Here is an 18,461-nt window from a genome sequence, read left to right on the forward strand (position 1 = left end):
TCGACAGCGAGTTCCTTTAGCTGATTACAACATCATCCACATCAAGCGATGAGAGGACTATCTAGATAACCTAAATCAAAAACAAAACAAATTGATTACAATTAAACATAGGTTAAAAATCAATAAACACAATTGTACAAAAATAAATCAGTGTAAATTATCATTCTCCACTTAACGCCATAGCATAGTTTCATAGAAGCCAGAGCAACTTTCGAGCTTAAACCCATGCTGTAGATAAAGCTTTTTAGCTTGAGTATTTTCACTATCCACAGATAAACCGATAGGTAAATGGCGTTTCATCGCCTCTTGCTTAATGGCCGCTAAAATTGCCGAACCAAAACCGCGTCCCCGCATACTTGGCGCGATAATAAAATCAACAAGATGAATCCTATACTCACTGATATCGAGTATCACTTTTCCTACGGCTTGCTGGTGATAAAACAAGATATAAGTGTTGGCATTTGGATATTGTTCCCGATAAGAGGCTTGCTGCAGTCGGTATTGTTGCTCCAGCATGATTTCAACGACTTCACTGGGTAAACCAAGTTCATAAAAAAGCGTTTTTGTGGAATAAAAAAGCTGTGCCATAAATGGGTCGTCATTTGTATTAGCAGCTTTAACACTCAAGCCTATTGGTAGATTTAACTCACCTCGCATCATGCCTTTTTATCCCAATATAAACGCTGCAAAAGTTGGTTATAGGTGATTAATAATTGCTGCCACGATGGGCTTTGACATTCACGGATTGGGACGGACTCATTTGGCACAACAGGTGTAAATAGTTGCCCTTGCTGCTTCGCATCAAAACGCCAATGGTATTGCCAGCGCTCAATCTCAGCTTCAGATAGTGGCCATCCTAAGATGGTAGAGAATGTAGTGGGTTTAAAATCTTTTAATTGATGATAATCCAGTAGAATAGCTCGAGAAGATTGATGTAAAGTGACAGATAATTGCGCTAAATTCTGTAAAACGGTGGTACGAAATTCATCTAAGCTAGGCTCAGTATCCGTATTTTCCATCTGTTGAGTATACAGTTCAGTTAGAAGTAAACTTTGCCCTCCAGCCATATGTCTCCCAGCAACTCGTTGATGAGACGCAATAATATCCTTAGGATTGCGTATCAAGCATAACACTCGGCTCTTAGGGTAAAGTTCGAGCAACATCGGCCAGCAAGCCAGATCCCATGCATTCCACTTGATCACTAACTCACGCTCGCCCAGCCTCAATCGCCCCTGCAGTCTTAAGCATAAATCGACGAGCTGAGGTTTTAGTGCCAAAGGCCAATGGTCATCATGCATAACATCGCTGCAGAGCATTGATTCAGAAAGCACTCGGCAAGTTTCGAGCAGGGCAAAGCTGCTCGAAACTAGCGTCGAACCACAACGGGACCAGTGAAAAATCATCAAACTTGGATTTACGATAGGCAAACTTTCCCGTTGGGATAATAGGGGTTCGAGCAAAGTTTTAGGTTGGATAAAACTGGCGAGCAAACAACGACGAGCATCACTGATATCGTCCTCTAAGAAGGGTTTAGATAACCTATGAAATGCCGGAACCCAACTCACCGTTTTATGTTGTGAGTGATAACGACAAGGGAACCAGGCTTGACTGAAGCGATCTAAATCTGGAATAAAGCTATCTTGCTGCAAAGCAATAAATGCGAGCATGTGTTCCAAACTAAGCTCAGGCCAAGCAAGAAAATCAGCCATCAGCACGATAAAATGCTCCACATCATTCGCTTGATGCAGTAAAAACAATGACTCTGGTTGATGTAACAATTGCCAATAGCGTTGCTTCTGTTCTTTAAAATCAACCATTAGCAAGCCATAGGATAAAAGTTAATGTATTGCACCATTCGCGGTAGTTTAGCCCGATTCGGGCTTGCGCCATGGGGCAAGGCATGGTGCCAAATGATTAAATCACCTGCATTTGCGGCTATGGGTCTAATAGGCCACTTGCTCCAATCCTGTTGCTGCAGCTCGATATCAGGCTTGTTCTGTTCGAGAAGCCACTCCTCTATCTTGAGATGAAATCCGGGGACACAACAGAATGCGCCTTGTTCCTCGCCAGTGTCGGTTAAATAAATTAACCCTTGAGTCGCAAACTCAACGGGTAGCTGTAGCAGCATATCCCAGTGCATATCCAGACCGGGGAAATGCCAAGTTGGCGTTTCAGGTGGATTAAAGCTGACTCTATCGGTTGTCATAACTAAATCTGTTCGCTGCCACAATTGTTCAAACACATGACGAATTTTGGGGACTTGTCGATTCGCGTCCAGTTGCGGATGGCGAAACAGTTGCAGCATGATTTTCTGCATAAACTCATGAGGTTGATACCAAGTGGTGGGATCTTGTTCATTGGCTCCTAACTGCTGCCAAATAAAATCTCGAGTTGCGGCGCATTGCTCTGCCGTGAGTACTTGCGGGATCACTAAGTAGCCTTCACTTTGCCAAAAATTGAGTTGTGACTCGCTAAGTACTGCCGCTGGATTTGAGTCTTCGACTTCTGATACTGTGACCGATGGCGTTAATCCATGGAAAATAGCGACTAATTGCTGATTAATCCCAGCAATATCCGCGACTGTTAGCTTGGCTATTTGCTGAATGTAAGCGACAAAAGCTGACTGATGATCGTTTTGATATAAAGCTCTTAGACCCGGCTCTAGCCCTATTCCACAAAGATCCAGCAAGGTTTTATCTAAGTGCCATTCATTAGCCAGTTCAGTGAATGGCACTCCCCGTTTGCGTAGCTGTATCTTTTGCCAAAGCCGCTGCAAATGATAAATGCCTAAGCAGCTCAGATCGTCACTCGACACCAGCACTGGTTTTTGCTCTATAACATCAAATACAAAATCGGGATGAGTACCCTGCTCATATCGAAAAGCAAGGCATGAGAGTGGCTTAAGCCAATGCTCGCGTCGATATCGAGGTAACGTGAGTTGAGATTGGTTTTCGCTCAGCGTGGAATTACCATAGACTTGAATGGAAGTCGTGAACTTAAGCGTTACCGCACTCGGGCTGAAATCGGGGAGCTGTAAAGTACCAGCCAAGAAGCTACGGTCTCCACTGGCAAGTAAGCGCGCAGTTTGCAGGTTGAGTGCAAACAAAGGTCCTAAATAATGCGTCTCCACAAAATCCTGCACAGTACGACACTCAAGCCAAGCGTCTAACTCAATATTTTGCGGGATGAGCACACCATCATCTGCAAGATACGCCTGTAAATGGGTAAAAATTTGCACTTGCGGCTCCTGTTGCAACAAGTGCTTCATGGTTTCGGAAAGAATCACATCAAACTTTACGACTGTATTTGGCTGCCAAAGCGTGGCGTCCGCACAGGCACTCTCCACCACACGATCAGCCAAATCAAAGCGTTCAATAAGCTTAGTGACTTTATCTAACGAGGCTTGATGAATGTCGAGCAAGGTCACTTGAATTTGACTCGCAGAAAATAACGGCAGCAGAGGTAATAATAACCAAGCAAAAGGCCCAGTCCCCGCATATAAGATGTTCACAGTCTGCCCGGGATGAGCCTTTAGACGATCTTGTATTGCTTGATAAATCCCTTGTATAAAGACTCGGCCCCGCTCGGGATCTTCGGCACACTGCGCCGCGGTAGTGAGTGAAACAGCCTTACCAAAAGGCGTATGGCTCGCCTCAGTATCCAAAAAAGACTCGGGATGTAACTCCACTGCTGCTATTTGGCACAACTGCTTCAGCATGGGATCGATGAGCCGTTTAGACTCCCCTGCTGAGGTTGACAGCAGTAGCGCATTAGCAAACTGAGTTAATACAGCTACATCCAAACTATGCCCTAATTCAAGCTCTGATCTTTGCAGCATCGATTAACTCCCTTAACCAAGTGTTGACCTCGCAATCAATCACTAAATTGATCCGCGCATCCTGCCCTTTATTTTCAACCCAATGGACTTGGTCGGCATTGATATACCAAAGCTCTCCGGCCTGCATGGGTACACGTTTATCGTCCACGTAAAAGTTGAGTTGCTCATTCGTTTGCAGTGGCAAATGTAATCTTGCCTCGCCTTGTTCTAGGCAGAGTCCTTGATCTGTATGGGGTTTGATTTCTGCCCCCGCATGTAAGCGCATCAAACGCACGGATTTCACTGGGCAGGCTAAGGATTGCAGAAAATGGCATAACGCAGGGCTCGATTCGAGTTGAGGCAAATCTTGCCAGTGCTGACCAGTAGAAATTGAGAAGGCTTGCAAGATAGGATGCGCGGCTTGATACTCAGCGGCGCAGCGCAAAGGCAACACATCCCAACCGCCCAGATCCCCTTGACGATAATCACGCTGATTTACATGGGGTAACCAGTCTTGTTGCAGCAAAGCATTCAATTCTTGCTGTAAACTAAGGGAGTTTGAAACTTGAGCTAATAGGGCAAAAGAACAGATATCCATATCCAACCGCTTAATTTTCAGACTAAAAATAATTAATAATCCAAGACTAGCACAAAGATTTAAGCATACAAGTGACTCGAATCATCGTCATCACTGAGTATTACGCAGTGCAACAATCAATGCTAAGCGTGATTCAGTTTTGCAAAAATAGGAAATACCCATGTTTAACTGGAAGACTATCGATACGGTTCTGCTCGATATGGATGGCACCCTATTGGATTTGCACTTCGACAATCATTTTTGGCTGAATTTAGTACCGCAGGAATTGAGTCGACAGCAAGGTGTGAGCCACAACGAAGCGCAGCAATTAGTTGTGAACGCCTATGAGAAAGTCGTAGGCACGCTCGATTGGTACTGTCTCGATTATTGGCAGGAGCAACTGCAGCTCGACATTATGGGCTTGCACCGCACTTTAGTGGATCGCATTCAACTGCGCCAAGACAGTATGCCATTTTTAGCGGCCTTGGCCTCTGCAGGTAAACGGCGCATCTTAGTGACCAATGCCCACCCTAAGAGTCTTGCCTTAAAGCTTGAACATACCGAGCTGGCAGCAGGGCTCGATGCCATGATTTCTAGCCACGAGACAGGTTACCCTAAGGAACACCCACAATTTTGGCTGACCTTGTTTAAGCAATTCAACCTTGAACCAAGCCGCTGTCTCTTTATCGACGATAGCGAACCCATACTCAAAGCCGCTAAACTTGCTGGCGTGGGCCATCAGTTGGGGATTGCTAACCCAGACAGTAAAAAACCAATCAAAGTCTTTCACGATTTCCCCGCGATTACCGATTATCACTCACTACTGACTGATCTAACACGATAAAAAAGCCGTAAAAAAGGCACCTAAGGTGCCTTCGTTTCTATTGATCGCATTGTTTTATGATCGAACATTTAGTCACAACCCTCGCATTACGGCCTTCACATCTGAGCACTCACATTAAGTTTAAATGCCCATCTAAAACAGCGCTATAACCCAGGGATCCGCCCCTGATATACCACAGGGAAATAGCCATCCGCACCACGCTTACCTAAAATATTCAGCGACTCACGCATATCTTCCGGTTGCTCTGCCGTTTCTTTAATCTTAGCCTCAACCTTCACCATATTGCCTTCATCTAACTGTAAGGTACCAACAATACCAAGCAGGTTCTTGGTTTCATCTGTGGCCAATTGCGCTTTGCCTTCGACACAACTCAGTCCGAGTTCAATATTACCTAGAGGATAGTTACCAAACTGATTCTTAACATTAGTTTGATTCAAAAACAGCTTACCAGACAACTGTTCACACCAAGGCTTACCTTGCTCTAACGTCTCGACCAACAAACTGACTTCACCGGTGATTTCGGTTTTAAAGGGCAGTTTTGCATTGCCGAGTAAAAAGCTATCCGGCGCTTCGAAACGTAAACCCTGCGTACTTAAGCCTCCCATAGACCAAGAAATTAATCCCTTAGCACTGACAGGTGTTGCGCGGCTGCCCACTTGAAAATCAACTTTCACTTTACCTAAAAATAGCGCCCAAGGACTCAGATCCCAACGCACTTGCTCTACCTGGCGCTGCGGCATACTTAAGGTTTCTATGCTGCCAGACCAAATACTGCCACTCACACCCGAAACACTGATATTCGCGGGCAATGGGGCTAACGCTATCGCAATCTTAGCGGGGAATAGAACGACTAAAAATATTAAATAAATCAGTACGCCTATGATGACTTTTTTTATCAAACTCACAGCTACACCTTAATTTATTGCGCTAATTGGATACGTCTCACTTTGACATAGCCAGGTACATCGGCCTCAGCCAAATCAACACTTTCGAGTGAAAGTCCTTTCTTCTGCACTAATTCACTCAAATAACCTAACAAGGCATCAAAAGGAACATCGTCCATCCACACTTGGATTTTATCGCCTTGAGGCTGCATGCGAGTAATCACTAACCCATAATTGCCCGCAGTTTGGTTAACCACTGAGCTTAAACTGCCCGACGTCGTTGGCTTAGCACCGTTCTGCTTAAGACTCGCAATTTTATTCGCCGTTTGTTTTACATAGTTCAACGTCTGTTGCTGTGCATTGAGGTTACGTAATGCATCGGCTTCAGCATTGGCAATCGGCGTCCAAACACCCCAATAAAAAATACCAATGACTAAAAATACCGAGCAAAAGCCTACTAACTGCTGCTCGCGCGATGCGAGCCCTTGCCACCAAGTCCGCAAATTATTCATCTTATTTGCTCCTCAAGGTTAAGGTACTGGTGACTTGATCTTCACCGCTATTCATAGTGCCGCCATCGAGTTGAAAACGACGACCGACAATCTCTTTAAACTTCTCGATTTGCGCGTAGTTTTTCGCACTCACTTGCATACGGATCTCGTTACGCGCGCTTTCGAATCTTAAGCTATTAGGTTTAAGTTCAGGTACTTGCTTAAAGGCATCCTGCAAACCATCGAGCATAGTAAAAAACTCAGCGCCGCTACCTTGGCCTTGCAATGCACGTAACTGACTGTCCATTTGTGAGCGAAGGTTAACAATCCGCGAATTTCCCGGCACCACCTGTTGATAAATAGATTCACTCTGCGCTTTAAGATCGGCAACCTGTGCATTTATTTGGTGAATATTTAAGCCTTTGTTCACTAACGCTAGCACACAGGCGATGATGATAACGATGGCGGCACTTTTCCACATCATCAACTGCTTACTGTATTCACGCTTAGGTGTGTAAATGCCATTCAATAAGTTAACCGGCGCATGCAGAATACCGCGAGCGAGCACCAACATAGGTAGCTCAAGTGACTGCGGCTTAAGCTCGACACCCTCGAGTTGCATCTCGGTATAACTGGCGACAGATACTTCGCCCTGTGCAGGCTTAAGTTGTTCTAATGCAATTGGCAACCAAGGCAGAGGTAAGCTCTGGCCCGAAGCTAATCCGGTACGCAGCAATAGTTCATTACCAAAATTCATTGCCGCCCATTGGCACTCTTGCAATGGCAAGGCTAAACAATCAGGCACAATGCGCTTCACTTTTAAACCCGCCTCGGTCAAACAACTCAGCCAAGTCTGCATTTGCTCATGGGCCACGGCGACCACGCTTAAGGCATCGCCATCACGCGGGCCGACGGTAAAATGCATGGCATCGACGTCCTCGGCTAAAGCTTCTTCGAGCATAAAGGGCAAGGCTTTCAAGGCTTGGCGTTGACCTTTTTCGGGCAAATGCACACTCGTGAGTGTCATTGCCGCGGCGGGCACTAACACATCGACGGGACGATTACCCGCACGCTCAGTTAAGGTCGACAAACCTTGGGCATTGGCGAGCTCGCCAGAGGCGATAATTTCCTGTTCTTGCTCAGACCAAACGAGCCAAGAGCACGCTTGCTCTGCTGTTCTGCCTAAGCGAATAAATAGCCGTTCACTCACAGTTTTTCTCCACCAGTCCCAGTCAAGAAAGCGTGACTGAGCTCGTTGCTATTATTTTTGGCCACCTACATCAAACCCTGCCGGGTGAGCACTTCCATTATTTTTGTCCACCAAACTGACGGGTGAGCACTTCCATTTTGTTGCCGCCACTTTTTTTGAGCACGCTTTCCATTCTAAATACGGCGTTATCGACTTTCGCCCCCGAGGCCAACAGAAAATATTGGCTATCGATGACAAAGCTCGACTTCATGGCGCCTTCCCACTTGATCGATCCCATAGACGAGGTTTCATAAAAATCCTCTATCTTGGCAAAGCCATCACCGGGGCGTTGGTTGATGATACTTTCTGCTTCGCCGACCGAAATCTGATTATCAAGCATGCCAGCTAACAGCGCCGCTTGTTCAACTTCCAAGGTGTTGACGTTAAGTAATTGCCTGTCATTGCCAGGGATCACACAAACATAGGGCGATAATTTCAAATAAACACTTTGGGTGTACCCCATTACGGCTCGCAATTCACTACGATGGTTCATCAGTGTATTAGCGGCTCTATAAGGTACATTACGCGCTTCGTATTCTGCGTCTTCAGCGCCGTAAGGGCTGGCCGTAGTATCGTCGTCGATATAATCTTTCAAGGTTTGAGTCAGGCGATCTGCGCTAAAGTCATCTATCCCTAAACTCACTAACAAGGCTTTATATTGCTTCGCCGCCAACGGCAGCTTAGGTTGACTGTTTTCGACCTCCTTGGTGGTAGCGGATAGGGCGTTCAAGTTAAAACAAGAGCGCATATCGGTGATCTTGCCAGCAATTTCACCGTATTCCGCCGGAAACACTACATCGGCCATGGCCCAATATTGTTGCCTGTGGACCCGACCTTCCGAGTCGTCTAAATCTTGTTTTAAAATCTTCTTCGCCAGTTCTTCGGCAGAAATCGCGTACCAATAGGCTTGATCGTACTGGGCCAAGTTCAACGTTCGACGCATGGATAACTGATTACGGCCTGTGATATTTGTCGCGATGATCACCACCATGGCAACTATCAAGAGCACAACGATCAGTGCGACGCCGCGTTGCTTAGACCGAGATTGGGTTCTCATTCGCGGCCCTCATCTTCAGGGTCACCATCACCTGGATCGTTCCCCGAGCCATCATCGACTCCATCACCATCTTTGTCTTTATCTTTGTTCGTATCGTCAGGATTTTCGTCTTTATTATCGTCATCCTTAGACTTTTCAGGTGCAACAGCACCTAACGGTAATAAAAACTTACGTTGGATTTTACCCAAGCCTTCAATCTCAATCTCCATGGCGATCGCCTTAGGCAACTTAGTCGCCTCGACTTTGCGCTCCCACTTGTCATCCATAAAGAAGGAATATTCCACCGACAACACTTTATCTATCACCACCGTCTTAATCGGTTCGGCGCCAAATTCAGGCTCAGGATAAGGAAAATACCAGCGCTCTAGCCGCCCTTCACGCACCACATACGCTACCGACTGTAAGCTACCTCGCGGTAATAATCCGTCGGGATTTAACCAGCCTAAACGATAAAACACTAAGGCTTCTGATTCTGACTCTAAGATATCATTGCCCGTTTGGAAGACGGTCGAACCTCGGCCACCTTCGAGTAATCTTGGCGTGCGCGCCACCATTTGCGCGAGATCACGCTCAATCGCACCAAAACCTTGCTGCAGTGCTTTAAGCCGAGTCGAGAAAGTGCGCGTCACTTCGTCATTAGTCAGCACTGTGCTGAGCACGGCATTAGAAGCCAAACCTATCATGGCGAAAATCGCGATGGCGATCAGCATTTCTAACAGGGTAAATCCCCGCGGTGCACTAGTCAGTTTTAAGGACATAACTGCTCACTTGTGCTGCAATACGCTGATATCGCTCGTCTTCACTTACGCTAATACGGATCATACGAAAATTATCGTCTGTGGTTTTAACCACTTCTTTACGCCAGTACCAATCTTTTCCTGCCAGCTCAACTTGGCCTTCTTTTTTACCGACTTCAGGAAACTGCGGCTCGAGTCTGGCATCAACCATCTGATTATCGGCTACCCATTGGGCCAAAGTACGTGATTCCAGAATGGGCATATTCGCCATCTGCTCACCTAAACTTTTAGTGATCGACACTGCCGCAATCGAAAATACGGCAAGGGCCACAATCACTTCCAGCAGAGTCATGCCCTTAACGAATTTCATCGGCGCGCCCTACGATTAACCTGCCCAATGCATCGCCAGTCACTAGCGTTTCGGCCTGTTGGCCTTTGTTAGTTTTAGCGATAAATGTCAGTTCAAAAGCGCTCATTTCACCACTTGGGAATAACATGATCTGTGGTTCTGGGTGTTTTTTCTTATCGTCAGAAGAAGGTTCTATCAGGGGTTCTTCGAACCAAGAATCGTCTTCTTCATCCTCTTGTACTAAAGGCAAGCCATCGAGCACTAAATTCATCACAACGCCCGGCTCCATTTGCTTTTCAGACAAGAGCCTGTCTTCATCCAAAGGCTGCCACTTACCGTCTTTATAAAAAACAAACTGATAACTGGTTTTGTCGATCACAATGCCCATAAATTGGCCACTTAACACGGTTTCATCGAGCACCATTTCAGTGGCGGCGATAAACTGCTGCGCTGTTCTATCTAGAGCCTGTTGCGGCCCCGAATTACCGATAGACATAGTCACAGCCGCAGCCGTGAGCCCCATCAGTAACATCACTAGCATCACCTCCATTAAGGTGAAGCCAGCATGGCGCAGCTTTAACATCTTATTGGAAATTCTGTAAATTCCAGTTACCGATGTCATCTTCGGTACCTGGTTGACCATCAGGGCCAGCACTAAATATATCTAACTTGCTGTTTTCGCCAGGACTTAACAGCAGGTAATTATTGCGCCATGGATCTTCTGGCAAGCGTTTAACATAACCATCTTCACGGTAGTTACGTGGCTCAGGTGAAATAGTCGGCTTTTGTACTAAGGCCTCTAAGCCTTGTTCGGTCGATGGATAAATGCCGTTATCTAACTTATACATATCTAAAGCATTTTCGAGCGCGACTATGTCAGACACCGCTTTTTGTTGGTCAGCTTTATCTTTGTTACCCATTAAATTAGGCACCACCATAGAGGCTAAAATCCCTAAAATCACGATAACGACCATGACTTCGAGTAAGGTAAAACCTTGATGTTTTTTGTTCATTTGCATTGACTACTTCTCCTAAAAAACCCTATGCCAATCGATTTGGTCATAATCCGTAAATTCAAAAATTAACCGCTAATCAAGTTATTCAAAGCTAAGATGGGCTGTAAAATCGCCATCACGATAAATAGCACCACACACGCCATGCTGACCACCAGCATAGGCTCAAATACACCGAGTGCTATATTGACATTACCTTCAAATTCGCGGTCTTGGTTATCGGCGGCACGCTCTAACATTTGCTCAAGCTGGCCGCTCTTTTCGCCCGAGGCAATCATGTATAACATCATAGCTGGAAACAACTTAGTATTAGTCAACGCTGCACCTAAGCTAGTTCCTTCCCGCACGCGTGCGGTCGCATCATCAACTGCGGCCCGCACTCGCATATTCTGCAACACTTCACTCGCGATACGCATACCATCGAGCAAAGGCACTGAACTGGCAGATAAGATACTTAACGTCCGCGCAAAACGCGCCGTATTTAAGCCTTTGCTCACACGGCCAACCACAGGCATGTTCAATAAAAAATTATCGTACTTCATCCGAAACGCAGGCGACTTTAGCATGCGCCGAAAGAGTGCGAACAGCAGCACTAAGGCGATGACCACAAACACACCATAGTTTTGAACAAAGTCAGAGGCCGAAATCAAAAATCGGGTCGAGGCGGGAAGTTCAGCGCCCATATGCTCAAACTGTCCGACCACTTTAGGCACAACCGCTGCTAGCAGGATTGAAATCACCCCTATCGCCACTGTGGTCAAAACCGCGGGATAAATCATGGCTTGGGTCAGCTTAGATTTAAGCTGTTGGCGTCGCTCTGTGTAATCTGCTAACCGATTAAGCACTACTTCTAAGTGACCGGATTTTTCACCTGAGGCCACCATAGCGCGGTATAAATCATCGAAAATATGCGGAAATTCAGCCAAGGAATCGGCCAGACTATAACCTTCCACCACCCGCGAACGCACCGCCATTATCATGCTTGCGAGACGGTCTTTTTCGCACTGCTGACCAACGGCTTTAAGGGATTCTTCAATCGGCAAACCCGCAGCCACTAAGGTGGCAATTTGACGGGTGATCAAGGCCAATTCGGCTACCGAGATACCGCGTTTGAAAAACGCAAAGCTACTGCTTTTGGCTTTGGCTTCTTTTTCAGAAACAGGCAGAATTTCCAAGGGCATCATACGCTGGTCGCGCAGCTGGCTACGGGCATGTCTGGCGGTATCCGCCTCAATTACGCCCTTAAGCTGCTTTCCCTTGGCATCGAGCGCCTTATATTCAAATGCTGGCATAAATTACTCCTCGCGAGTCACACGTAGCACTTCTTCGAGAGTGGTGATGCCCGCGAGCACTTTGCTCATGCCATCGTGACGAATGCTCGGCACAAACTGACGGATATACTTTTCGATGGCTAACTCACCGCGGCCGCCATGGATCAATTCGCGTACATTATCGTCAACCAGCAATAACTCATGAATACCCGTTCGACCACGGTAGCCATTTTGACCACAGGATTTACAGCCATTGGCACGGAAAATACGTCTATCGTCATCGGCGGCTATGCCCAGTAACTCACGCTCACGTGCATCGGGCACGTGTTCGATTTTGCATTTTGGACAAAGAGTACGGATCAAGCGTTGGGCTAATACACCGAGCAAACTCGAGGATACCAAAAACGGCTCAACGCCCATGTCTTGCAAACGGGTAATGGCACCTGACGCTGTATTGGTATGCAGGGTTGAAATTACCATATGACCAGTGAGTGACGCTTGCACCGCAATTTGCGCGGTTTCGAGGTCACGGATTTCACCTATCATCACCACATCGGGATCTTGACGCAAAATAGCGCGCAGACCACGGGCGAAGGTCATATCCGCCTTAATATTAACTTGGGTTTGACCGATACCATCTAACTCGTACTCGATGGGATCTTCTACTGTCAGTATGTTGGTATCTTTTGAGTTAATCTCGGTCAGGCCAGCATACAAGGTGGTACTTTTACCCGAACCCGTCGGGCCAGTCACCAGAATAATACCGTGGGGGCGACGAATAAGATCTTCAAATTTAACCCGAATACCGTCGGTCATCCCCAATTGTTCTAAATCGAGGTTACCGGTATTTTTATCCAACAGACGCAGCACGACGCGCTCGCCGTGGCTCGATGGCATGGTCGATACCCGCACATCCACGGCACGACCTGCAATACGCAGCGAAATACGGCCATCCTGTGGCACACGTTTTTCAGCGATATCGAGGCGCGCCATCACCTTAATCCGCGACACTAACAGCGACGACAACTTACGGTTTGGCTTGAGGACTTCCTTGAGCACACCATCGATACGGAAACGCACCACAAGCTGTTTCTCGTAGGTTTCGATATGAATATCTGAGGCTTCTTCTTTAATCGCTTCAGATAACAAGGCATTGATGAGCTTAATAATCGGCGCATCATCATCACCTTCGAGCAAGTCTTCGGTTTGTGGTAACTCTTCGGCCAGAGTGAATAAATCCATCTCGTTGCCTATGTCTTCCATCAACTGCTGCGCTTCTGATGAATTAGCCTGATAGGCTTGTGTCAGTTTGGCCTCAAACTTCGCCACTTCGAGCTTAACCAAAGGCAAATCGACACCCGAATAACGCCGCGCTTCGAGCATAGCCGTTAACGGTGTTTTACTCGTATAGAACAAGCTTAACTCGCCCGTTTCACCCAGCGCGAGCACCACATCGTGGCGGTGTGCGAAGGCAAAAGGTAAACGCTCTTTACTGCTCGAACGAAATACCTCATCACCTTCGGTTTCAAGACCTAGCTCATTGGAAATTTGGCTAAGATCATCGACTGGGGATAATAGTATTTCACTCATTAGGCTTATCTTTGTTGTCGTCTAGCGTTTTAAGAGTCGAGTCAGTTTGGCGCATTTGGGTATCTAAGCCCTTGCCTTCTTTATAACGCTCTAAAATATTGTTAACTTCTGGCGGTAAATACTCAGATTGGTTCCATTCTTCTAACACTGGCACCTGAGTATTAGGCATTAAGTTCACGCCGCGCTGCTGCTGCTCTAACTGTAATGCTCTGAAATAGTTATATTTACGGCCAGCAATCCCTTCCATTGTGATGCCATCACGTATAATGGTGGGTTTGATAAAGATCATCAGGTTTTTCTTCGTCTTTTTGCTCGAGGAAGATTTAAACAAATGACCAATCACAGGGATATCACCCAAGAAAGGCACTTTCTGTACGCTTTCCTGCACTTCTTCATTAATCAAACCACCAAGCACAATGATTTGACCTGAGTCGGCCATCACAGTAGTCGTTAACCGGCGAGTGGCAAAAGAAATATCCACACCTGTATTACCGTTAACGCCTGACACTTCTTGCTCAATCGTTAGCTTAACTGAGTGGCCTTCGTTGATCTGCGGCACGACTTTGAGCTTAACCCCAACCTCTTTACGTTCAACGGTTTGGAAAGGATTACTGTTATTAGAGCTGGCAGTAGACCCCGTCAGAATAGGGACTTCGTCACCCACAATAAACGAGGCTTCTTGGTTATCTAAGGTGGTAATTGACGGTGTTGCCAACACGTTAGAATTGGTGTCACTCGATACGGCTTGAATGAGTGCACCAAAGTCACCCATGGCCACACCCCAAGCCATACCATTTACTTTACCTAGCGCTTGAGCCAGTAACGTTACGTCACCTTTAGTATCTGGGTTTTTACCAATCACTTCACCGGTACTCGGGTTGGTGATGTAAGTGCCTTCTTGATCTTGCGCCTGCCATACACCGGCACCAATCTCGCCGATAGTTGGGCCCAAGTTATTAAACTGAGTACCACCACCCACTTTAGCCGCCCATTGCACCCCGAAGCCGACACTGTCGCCCTCGGCAACTTCGACGATAATCGCTTCAACTAACACTTGAGCACGACGGATATCGAGTTGATTAATCACGCTTTCGATAGTACGCATCTGATCGGGTTCAGCACTGATCACTAAGGCGTTGGTTTCAGTATGCGCCATGATATTAATTTCATTACGGCGTTTACCCCCACCCGCAGCCTGAGCGCTCGGATCTTTCTCGCCTTCCAACTTTTGGGCAAAACCGGTCAATACCTCAACGAGATCTTCAGCCTTAGCGTAACGTAGGTAACGTACCTTAGTGTTACCTGTGCTGGCTTGTTCAGCATCGAGTCGACGGATTAACTCAATCACACGTTGACGGCTTTTCTCATCACCGCTAACAACCACGGCATTAATACGCTCATCAGCAACCACTTTAGGCGCTTGGCCTGGCAATTGTGATTGGTTAGCGGTAGCACGATAAAGCGTATCGATAATTCGCACCATTTCACCAGCAGACGCAAACTCTAACGGCACGACTTGTACAGAGGTATCGCCTTGCTTGTCTACACGGCGAACGATTTCAACTAGCTTATTCACCACCGCCGCGCGGCCCGACAACATCAATACGTTAGAAGGGTCGTAGTTCACTACGTTACCGCCACCTGCGTTATCATTAAGTTGGCGTAACAATGGTGCTAATTGCTTGGCCTCTGTGTTATACAAAGCCACAATACGCGTGACCATTTCATCGCCCATACCGGGGTCGGTATCGTTAGCGACTCGAATAGCAGCGGTTTTAGCATCTTTGTCTTTGATAACTTTAATGACGTTATTTTCCATCTCCACGATGGCATAACCATAGACTTGTAAGACGTTCAGGAAAAACTGGTAATACTGTTCATCATTCAGCAAATCGTAACTGCGCACGTTGATTTTGCCGCGAATCGTTGGGTCAACTATGATGGTCTTATTCAGGTTTTTACCAACAATATTGATAAACTCTTGAATATCCGTGCCTTTAAAGTTAGCCGCATACTGTTCAGACCATGCAAATTGCGATGAGAACATGGCTGCACCCGCAACAACACCGGCAATCAGCTTGCGTCGAATCCTTTTGTTTTTCATTCTTTTTCTTTCCTCTAACGCGTGTTATTGCGGCAAACTAAACATGATTTCAACCAATTGTCCTTCCCGCTCAACCATAATTGATACTTCGGTTAACTCGGAGAGTTGGCTCATCATTTCTAACGCCTGACTCATAACGGTCAAGTCGTATCCATTAATCGATTTAGCTAAATCATTGGCTTTAAAACCCGCCTGTTTAAACAAATTGGCGTCTTTACCCGGATTCAAACGATAGCCCGCCACAGCATCACCCTGTCTCACAGGTGAAATGGCAATATAATCGGTGATTTTACTGGGGTCGGCTAACAATTCAGTGCGAGATTCGGCGAGCTCTTGGGAAACATCGGCATTCTTCCGTTGGTCGATACGGCTAACCGTTGTATTACTCTTGGCCTGTTGTAGCTGCTGATTCGCTGGGCTTTGGCTAGTGTAAACAAGGCCATCGAGCATTAATGTCTCGTAACGACCCGCATTAGTGATGATAATACGGTCAGCGTAGACTTCTTTAAGTGATGCCGACGTACCTTTAATTTTGTCGCCTAAGCTGTAGGTTTCTTGGCTGCCATTTGACTCAATAACAGCTAAGCCCTTCTGATCTGTTGTCGATGCGACTACGCCAGTCAGCTGAATGGAAAGTGAGGTTTTAGGTGCATCGGTGATGGTTTCAACCGCTGCGACTTTAGGTCTATCAGATTGAGTATCTGCCTTGCCAAAGAGTCCAAGCTGCTGCAAACCGGCAAGATCAACCTGTCCCACATCTTTAACATTAACGGGAGTGGGTGACCAAGCAGTGACAGATGAGTCTGTAGGCACTAATTTCCAAGTAATTTGTGCTGCCAATAGCATGATGATGATAAACCCTAACCAGAAAACAATCCGACTGAGGGGTTTATGGGGCATACCAATGGCTTTTGCGATAATTTTATCTAATAAATCCATATTTTATGTGGACCCTCGATACAGGTCTCTGTTCTGATTATAATAATTAGTCAATAAGCGCCTAATGCTAACCTAGGCGGCATGTGGCAACAAGCCCATAACAGTATTCACGTTGGCGAAAATAGGCCAATTATGCTAACTTTGCCCACCTAAGAAGGCTGTGAAGCACTCCACCCTTTAACATAATAGAAATGCGCATCTGACACTTTATTGCTCGGCATGTGAACTAATCGATCTTTTAGCTGGAGACACTATGACGCAAGGTCAAAGCGAAAAAACAGACATTCGACTCGATAAGTGGCTGTGGGCCGCACGTTTCTATAAAACTCGCGCCATCGCCAAAGACATGATTAACGGTGGCAAAGTACATTACAACGGTCAGCGTGCCAAATCCAGTAGGAATGCTGAGATAGGTGCCGTCCTTAAGATACGCCAAGGATATGACGATAAAGAGATCGTGATAAAAAAATTATCACAAATACGTCAATCAGGTGCAATTGCACAAGAATTGTACGAAGAAACCGAGGCAAGTCTGGTTAAACGGACCGTTAATGCTGAGCAACGACGCCTCAACATGCTTAACAACCCTATACCCGATCAGAAACCAGACAAAAAGCAACGACGCCAGCTCATGCGCTTTAAAGACCTTTAATAGTGAGATACACGATGACTCAAGATATTTTACACCGCTACTTGTTTGACAATGCCGATGTCCGTGGCGAAATGGTGCAGTTACAAGACAGCTACCAACAAGTGATCAGCGCCCAACCGTACCCTCCCGTTTTGCAAGTTTTGTTGGGTGAGCTGATGGCAGCCACGTCACTGTTAACCGCAACGTTAAAATTTAGCGGCGATATCAGTGTGCAGTTACAGGGTAATGGCCCGGTTTCTTTAGCGGTAATCAACGGTAACAATCGACAAGAATTACGCGGTGTAGCACGTTGGAATGACGCACTGGCTGACGATGCTAGCTTGGCGGATTTATTCGGCCAAGGCTATATGGTCATCACCTTAACACCCGAAGAAGGTGAGCGTTACCAAGGTGTGGTGGCACTAGACAAGCCAACGCTTGCGGCCTGTGTTGAAGAATACTTCAATCAATCTGAGCAGTTACCTACTGGCATTTGGTTATTTGCCGACGGCAAACAAGCTGCAGGCATGTTTTTACAAATACTGCCAAGCCAAAAAGAGGACAACCTCGAGTTTGAACACTTAAGCCAGTTAACCTCTACGGTTAAGACAGAAGAGCTATTCACTCTGGATGCGGAAAGCGTATTACATCGTCTTTATCATCAAGAAGAAGTGCGTCTGTTCGAGCCTATCAATGTCAGCTTTAAATGCACTTGCTCTTTTGAGCGCAGTGCTAGCGCGATCAAGACGTTAGCTCAAGCAGAGATTGAAGCCATACTGGCCGAAGACGGCAAGATAGAGATGGGCTGTGAATATTGCCACGCAAATTACACCTTTGATGCCATAGATATCGCCACCTTATTTGCAAACGGTCAAACATCAACCACGCAGCAGTAACCTGACTGCTGT

The 18,461-nt window shown here is 46.4% G+C and carries 19 protein-coding genes; 3 read left to right on the forward strand and 16 right to left on the reverse strand.

What is annotated here, in order from left to right; genetic code table 11:
- Positions 1-171: 171 nt before the first annotated feature.
- The 4 genes from ACRN9H_RS11580 to ACRN9H_RS11595 are packed head-to-tail and all read right to left on the reverse strand — an operon-like array spanning position 172 to position 4,415.
- Positions 172-660, reverse strand: coding sequence for a GNAT family N-acetyltransferase (locus ACRN9H_RS11580; RefSeq protein ID WP_432313815.1), 489 nt, complete (start codon positions 658-660; stop codon positions 172-174).
- On the reverse strand, positions 657-1,817 hold the full coding sequence (locus ACRN9H_RS11585) for a hypothetical protein (protein ID WP_432313816.1): 1,161 nt from the start codon (positions 1,815-1,817) through the stop codon (positions 657-659). The genes ACRN9H_RS11580 and ACRN9H_RS11585 overlap by 4 nt, the downstream gene beginning before the upstream one ends.
- Positions 1,817-3,838 carry a phytanoyl-CoA dioxygenase family protein gene (locus ACRN9H_RS11590; protein WP_432313818.1) on the reverse strand — a complete coding sequence of 674 codons (2,022 nt, stop codon included), beginning with the start codon at positions 3,836-3,838 and terminating at the stop codon, positions 1,817-1,819. The genes ACRN9H_RS11585 and ACRN9H_RS11590 overlap by 1 nt, the downstream gene beginning before the upstream one ends.
- The gene (locus tag ACRN9H_RS11595) at positions 3,816-4,415 is read right to left on the reverse strand and encodes an aspartyl/asparaginyl beta-hydroxylase domain-containing protein (RefSeq protein ID WP_432313819.1); all 600 of its coding nucleotides are present in this window, start codon (positions 4,413-4,415) and stop codon (positions 3,816-3,818) included. Before ACRN9H_RS11595 ends, ACRN9H_RS11590 begins: the two co-directional genes overlap by 23 nt.
- 160 nt (positions 4,416-4,575) lie before the next feature.
- Between ACRN9H_RS11595 and yrfG the strand changes: the two genes are divergently transcribed.
- Positions 4,576-5,238, forward strand: coding sequence for a GMP/IMP nucleotidase (gene yrfG / locus ACRN9H_RS11600; protein ID WP_263211859.1), 663 nt, complete (start codon positions 4,576-4,578; stop codon positions 5,236-5,238).
- Between the two features lie 143 nt (positions 5,239-5,381).
- On the opposite strand, the gene ACRN9H_RS11605 is transcribed toward yrfG, so the two are convergent.
- The 12 genes from ACRN9H_RS11605 to gspC form a co-directional block, all read right to left on the reverse strand.
- Positions 5,382-6,143, reverse strand: coding sequence for a type II secretion system protein N (locus ACRN9H_RS11605; protein WP_432313821.1), 762 nt, complete (start codon positions 6,141-6,143; stop codon positions 5,382-5,384).
- Positions 6,144-6,157: 14 nt separating this feature from the next.
- Complete coding sequence (locus tag ACRN9H_RS11610) at positions 6,158-6,634, reverse strand: type II secretion system protein M (protein WP_432313823.1); 477 nt, start codon at positions 6,632-6,634, stop codon at positions 6,158-6,160.
- Between the two features lies 1 nt (position 6,635).
- Positions 6,636-7,823, reverse strand: coding sequence for a type II secretion system protein GspL (gene gspL, locus ACRN9H_RS11615; protein ID WP_432313825.1), 1,188 nt, complete (start codon positions 7,821-7,823; stop codon positions 6,636-6,638).
- Positions 7,824-7,920: 97 nt separating this feature from the next.
- Positions 7,921-8,919 (reverse strand): type II secretion system minor pseudopilin GspK, encoded by a 999-nt coding sequence (gene gspK, locus ACRN9H_RS11620; RefSeq protein ID WP_432313827.1) that lies wholly within the window; start codon positions 8,917-8,919, stop codon positions 7,921-7,923.
- Positions 8,916-9,677, reverse strand: coding sequence for a type II secretion system minor pseudopilin GspJ (gene gspJ, locus ACRN9H_RS11625; protein WP_432313828.1), 762 nt, complete (start codon positions 9,675-9,677; stop codon positions 8,916-8,918). Before gspJ ends, gspK begins: the two co-directional genes overlap by 4 nt.
- On the reverse strand, positions 9,658-10,026 hold the full coding sequence (gspI, locus tag ACRN9H_RS11630; RefSeq protein WP_432313830.1) for a type II secretion system minor pseudopilin GspI: 369 nt from the start codon (positions 10,024-10,026) through the stop codon (positions 9,658-9,660). Before gspI ends, gspJ begins: the two co-directional genes overlap by 20 nt.
- Positions 10,013-10,588, reverse strand: coding sequence for a type II secretion system minor pseudopilin GspH (gene gspH, locus ACRN9H_RS11635; protein WP_432313932.1), 576 nt, complete (start codon positions 10,586-10,588; stop codon positions 10,013-10,015). Before gspH ends, gspI begins: the two co-directional genes overlap by 14 nt.
- 1 nt (position 10,589) lies before the next feature.
- The gene (gene gspG / locus ACRN9H_RS11640; protein WP_281421749.1) at positions 10,590-11,024 is read right to left on the reverse strand and encodes a type II secretion system major pseudopilin GspG; all 435 of its coding nucleotides are present in this window, start codon (positions 11,022-11,024) and stop codon (positions 10,590-10,592) included.
- Between the two features lie 62 nt (positions 11,025-11,086).
- Positions 11,087-12,310, reverse strand: a complete 1,224-nt coding sequence (gene gspF / locus ACRN9H_RS11645; protein WP_432313832.1) for a type II secretion system inner membrane protein GspF — start codon at positions 12,308-12,310, stop codon at positions 11,087-11,089.
- A 3-nt stretch (positions 12,311-12,313) separates the two neighbouring features.
- The gene (gene gspE / locus ACRN9H_RS11650; RefSeq protein WP_432313834.1) at positions 12,314-13,879 is read right to left on the reverse strand and encodes a type II secretion system ATPase GspE; all 1,566 of its coding nucleotides are present in this window, start codon (positions 13,877-13,879) and stop codon (positions 12,314-12,316) included.
- Positions 13,872-15,983, reverse strand: a complete 2,112-nt coding sequence (gspD, locus tag ACRN9H_RS11655) for a type II secretion system secretin GspD (protein WP_432313836.1) — start codon at positions 15,981-15,983, stop codon at positions 13,872-13,874. The genes gspE and gspD overlap by 8 nt, the downstream gene beginning before the upstream one ends.
- A gap of 24 nt (positions 15,984-16,007) precedes the next feature.
- Positions 16,008-16,922 carry a type II secretion system protein GspC gene (gspC, locus tag ACRN9H_RS11660; protein ID WP_432313838.1) on the reverse strand — a complete coding sequence of 305 codons (915 nt, stop codon included), beginning with the start codon at positions 16,920-16,922 and terminating at the stop codon, positions 16,008-16,010.
- A gap of 253 nt (positions 16,923-17,175) precedes the next feature.
- On the opposite strand from gspC, the gene hslR reads away from it, so the two are divergent.
- Complete coding sequence (hslR, locus tag ACRN9H_RS11665; protein ID WP_432313840.1) at positions 17,176-17,574, forward strand: ribosome-associated heat shock protein Hsp15; 399 nt, start codon at positions 17,176-17,178, stop codon at positions 17,572-17,574.
- 14 nt (positions 17,575-17,588) lie between these two features.
- Positions 17,589-18,449, forward strand: coding sequence for an Hsp33 family molecular chaperone HslO (hslO, locus tag ACRN9H_RS11670; RefSeq protein ID WP_432313842.1), 861 nt, complete (start codon positions 17,589-17,591; stop codon positions 18,447-18,449).
- Positions 18,450-18,461 lie beyond the last annotated feature (12 nt).

Origin of the sequence: Shewanella sp. MF08487, from assembly GCF_050848685.1 — a bacterium.
GTDB lineage: Bacteria > Pseudomonadota > Gammaproteobacteria > Enterobacterales > Shewanellaceae > Shewanella > Shewanella glacialipiscicola.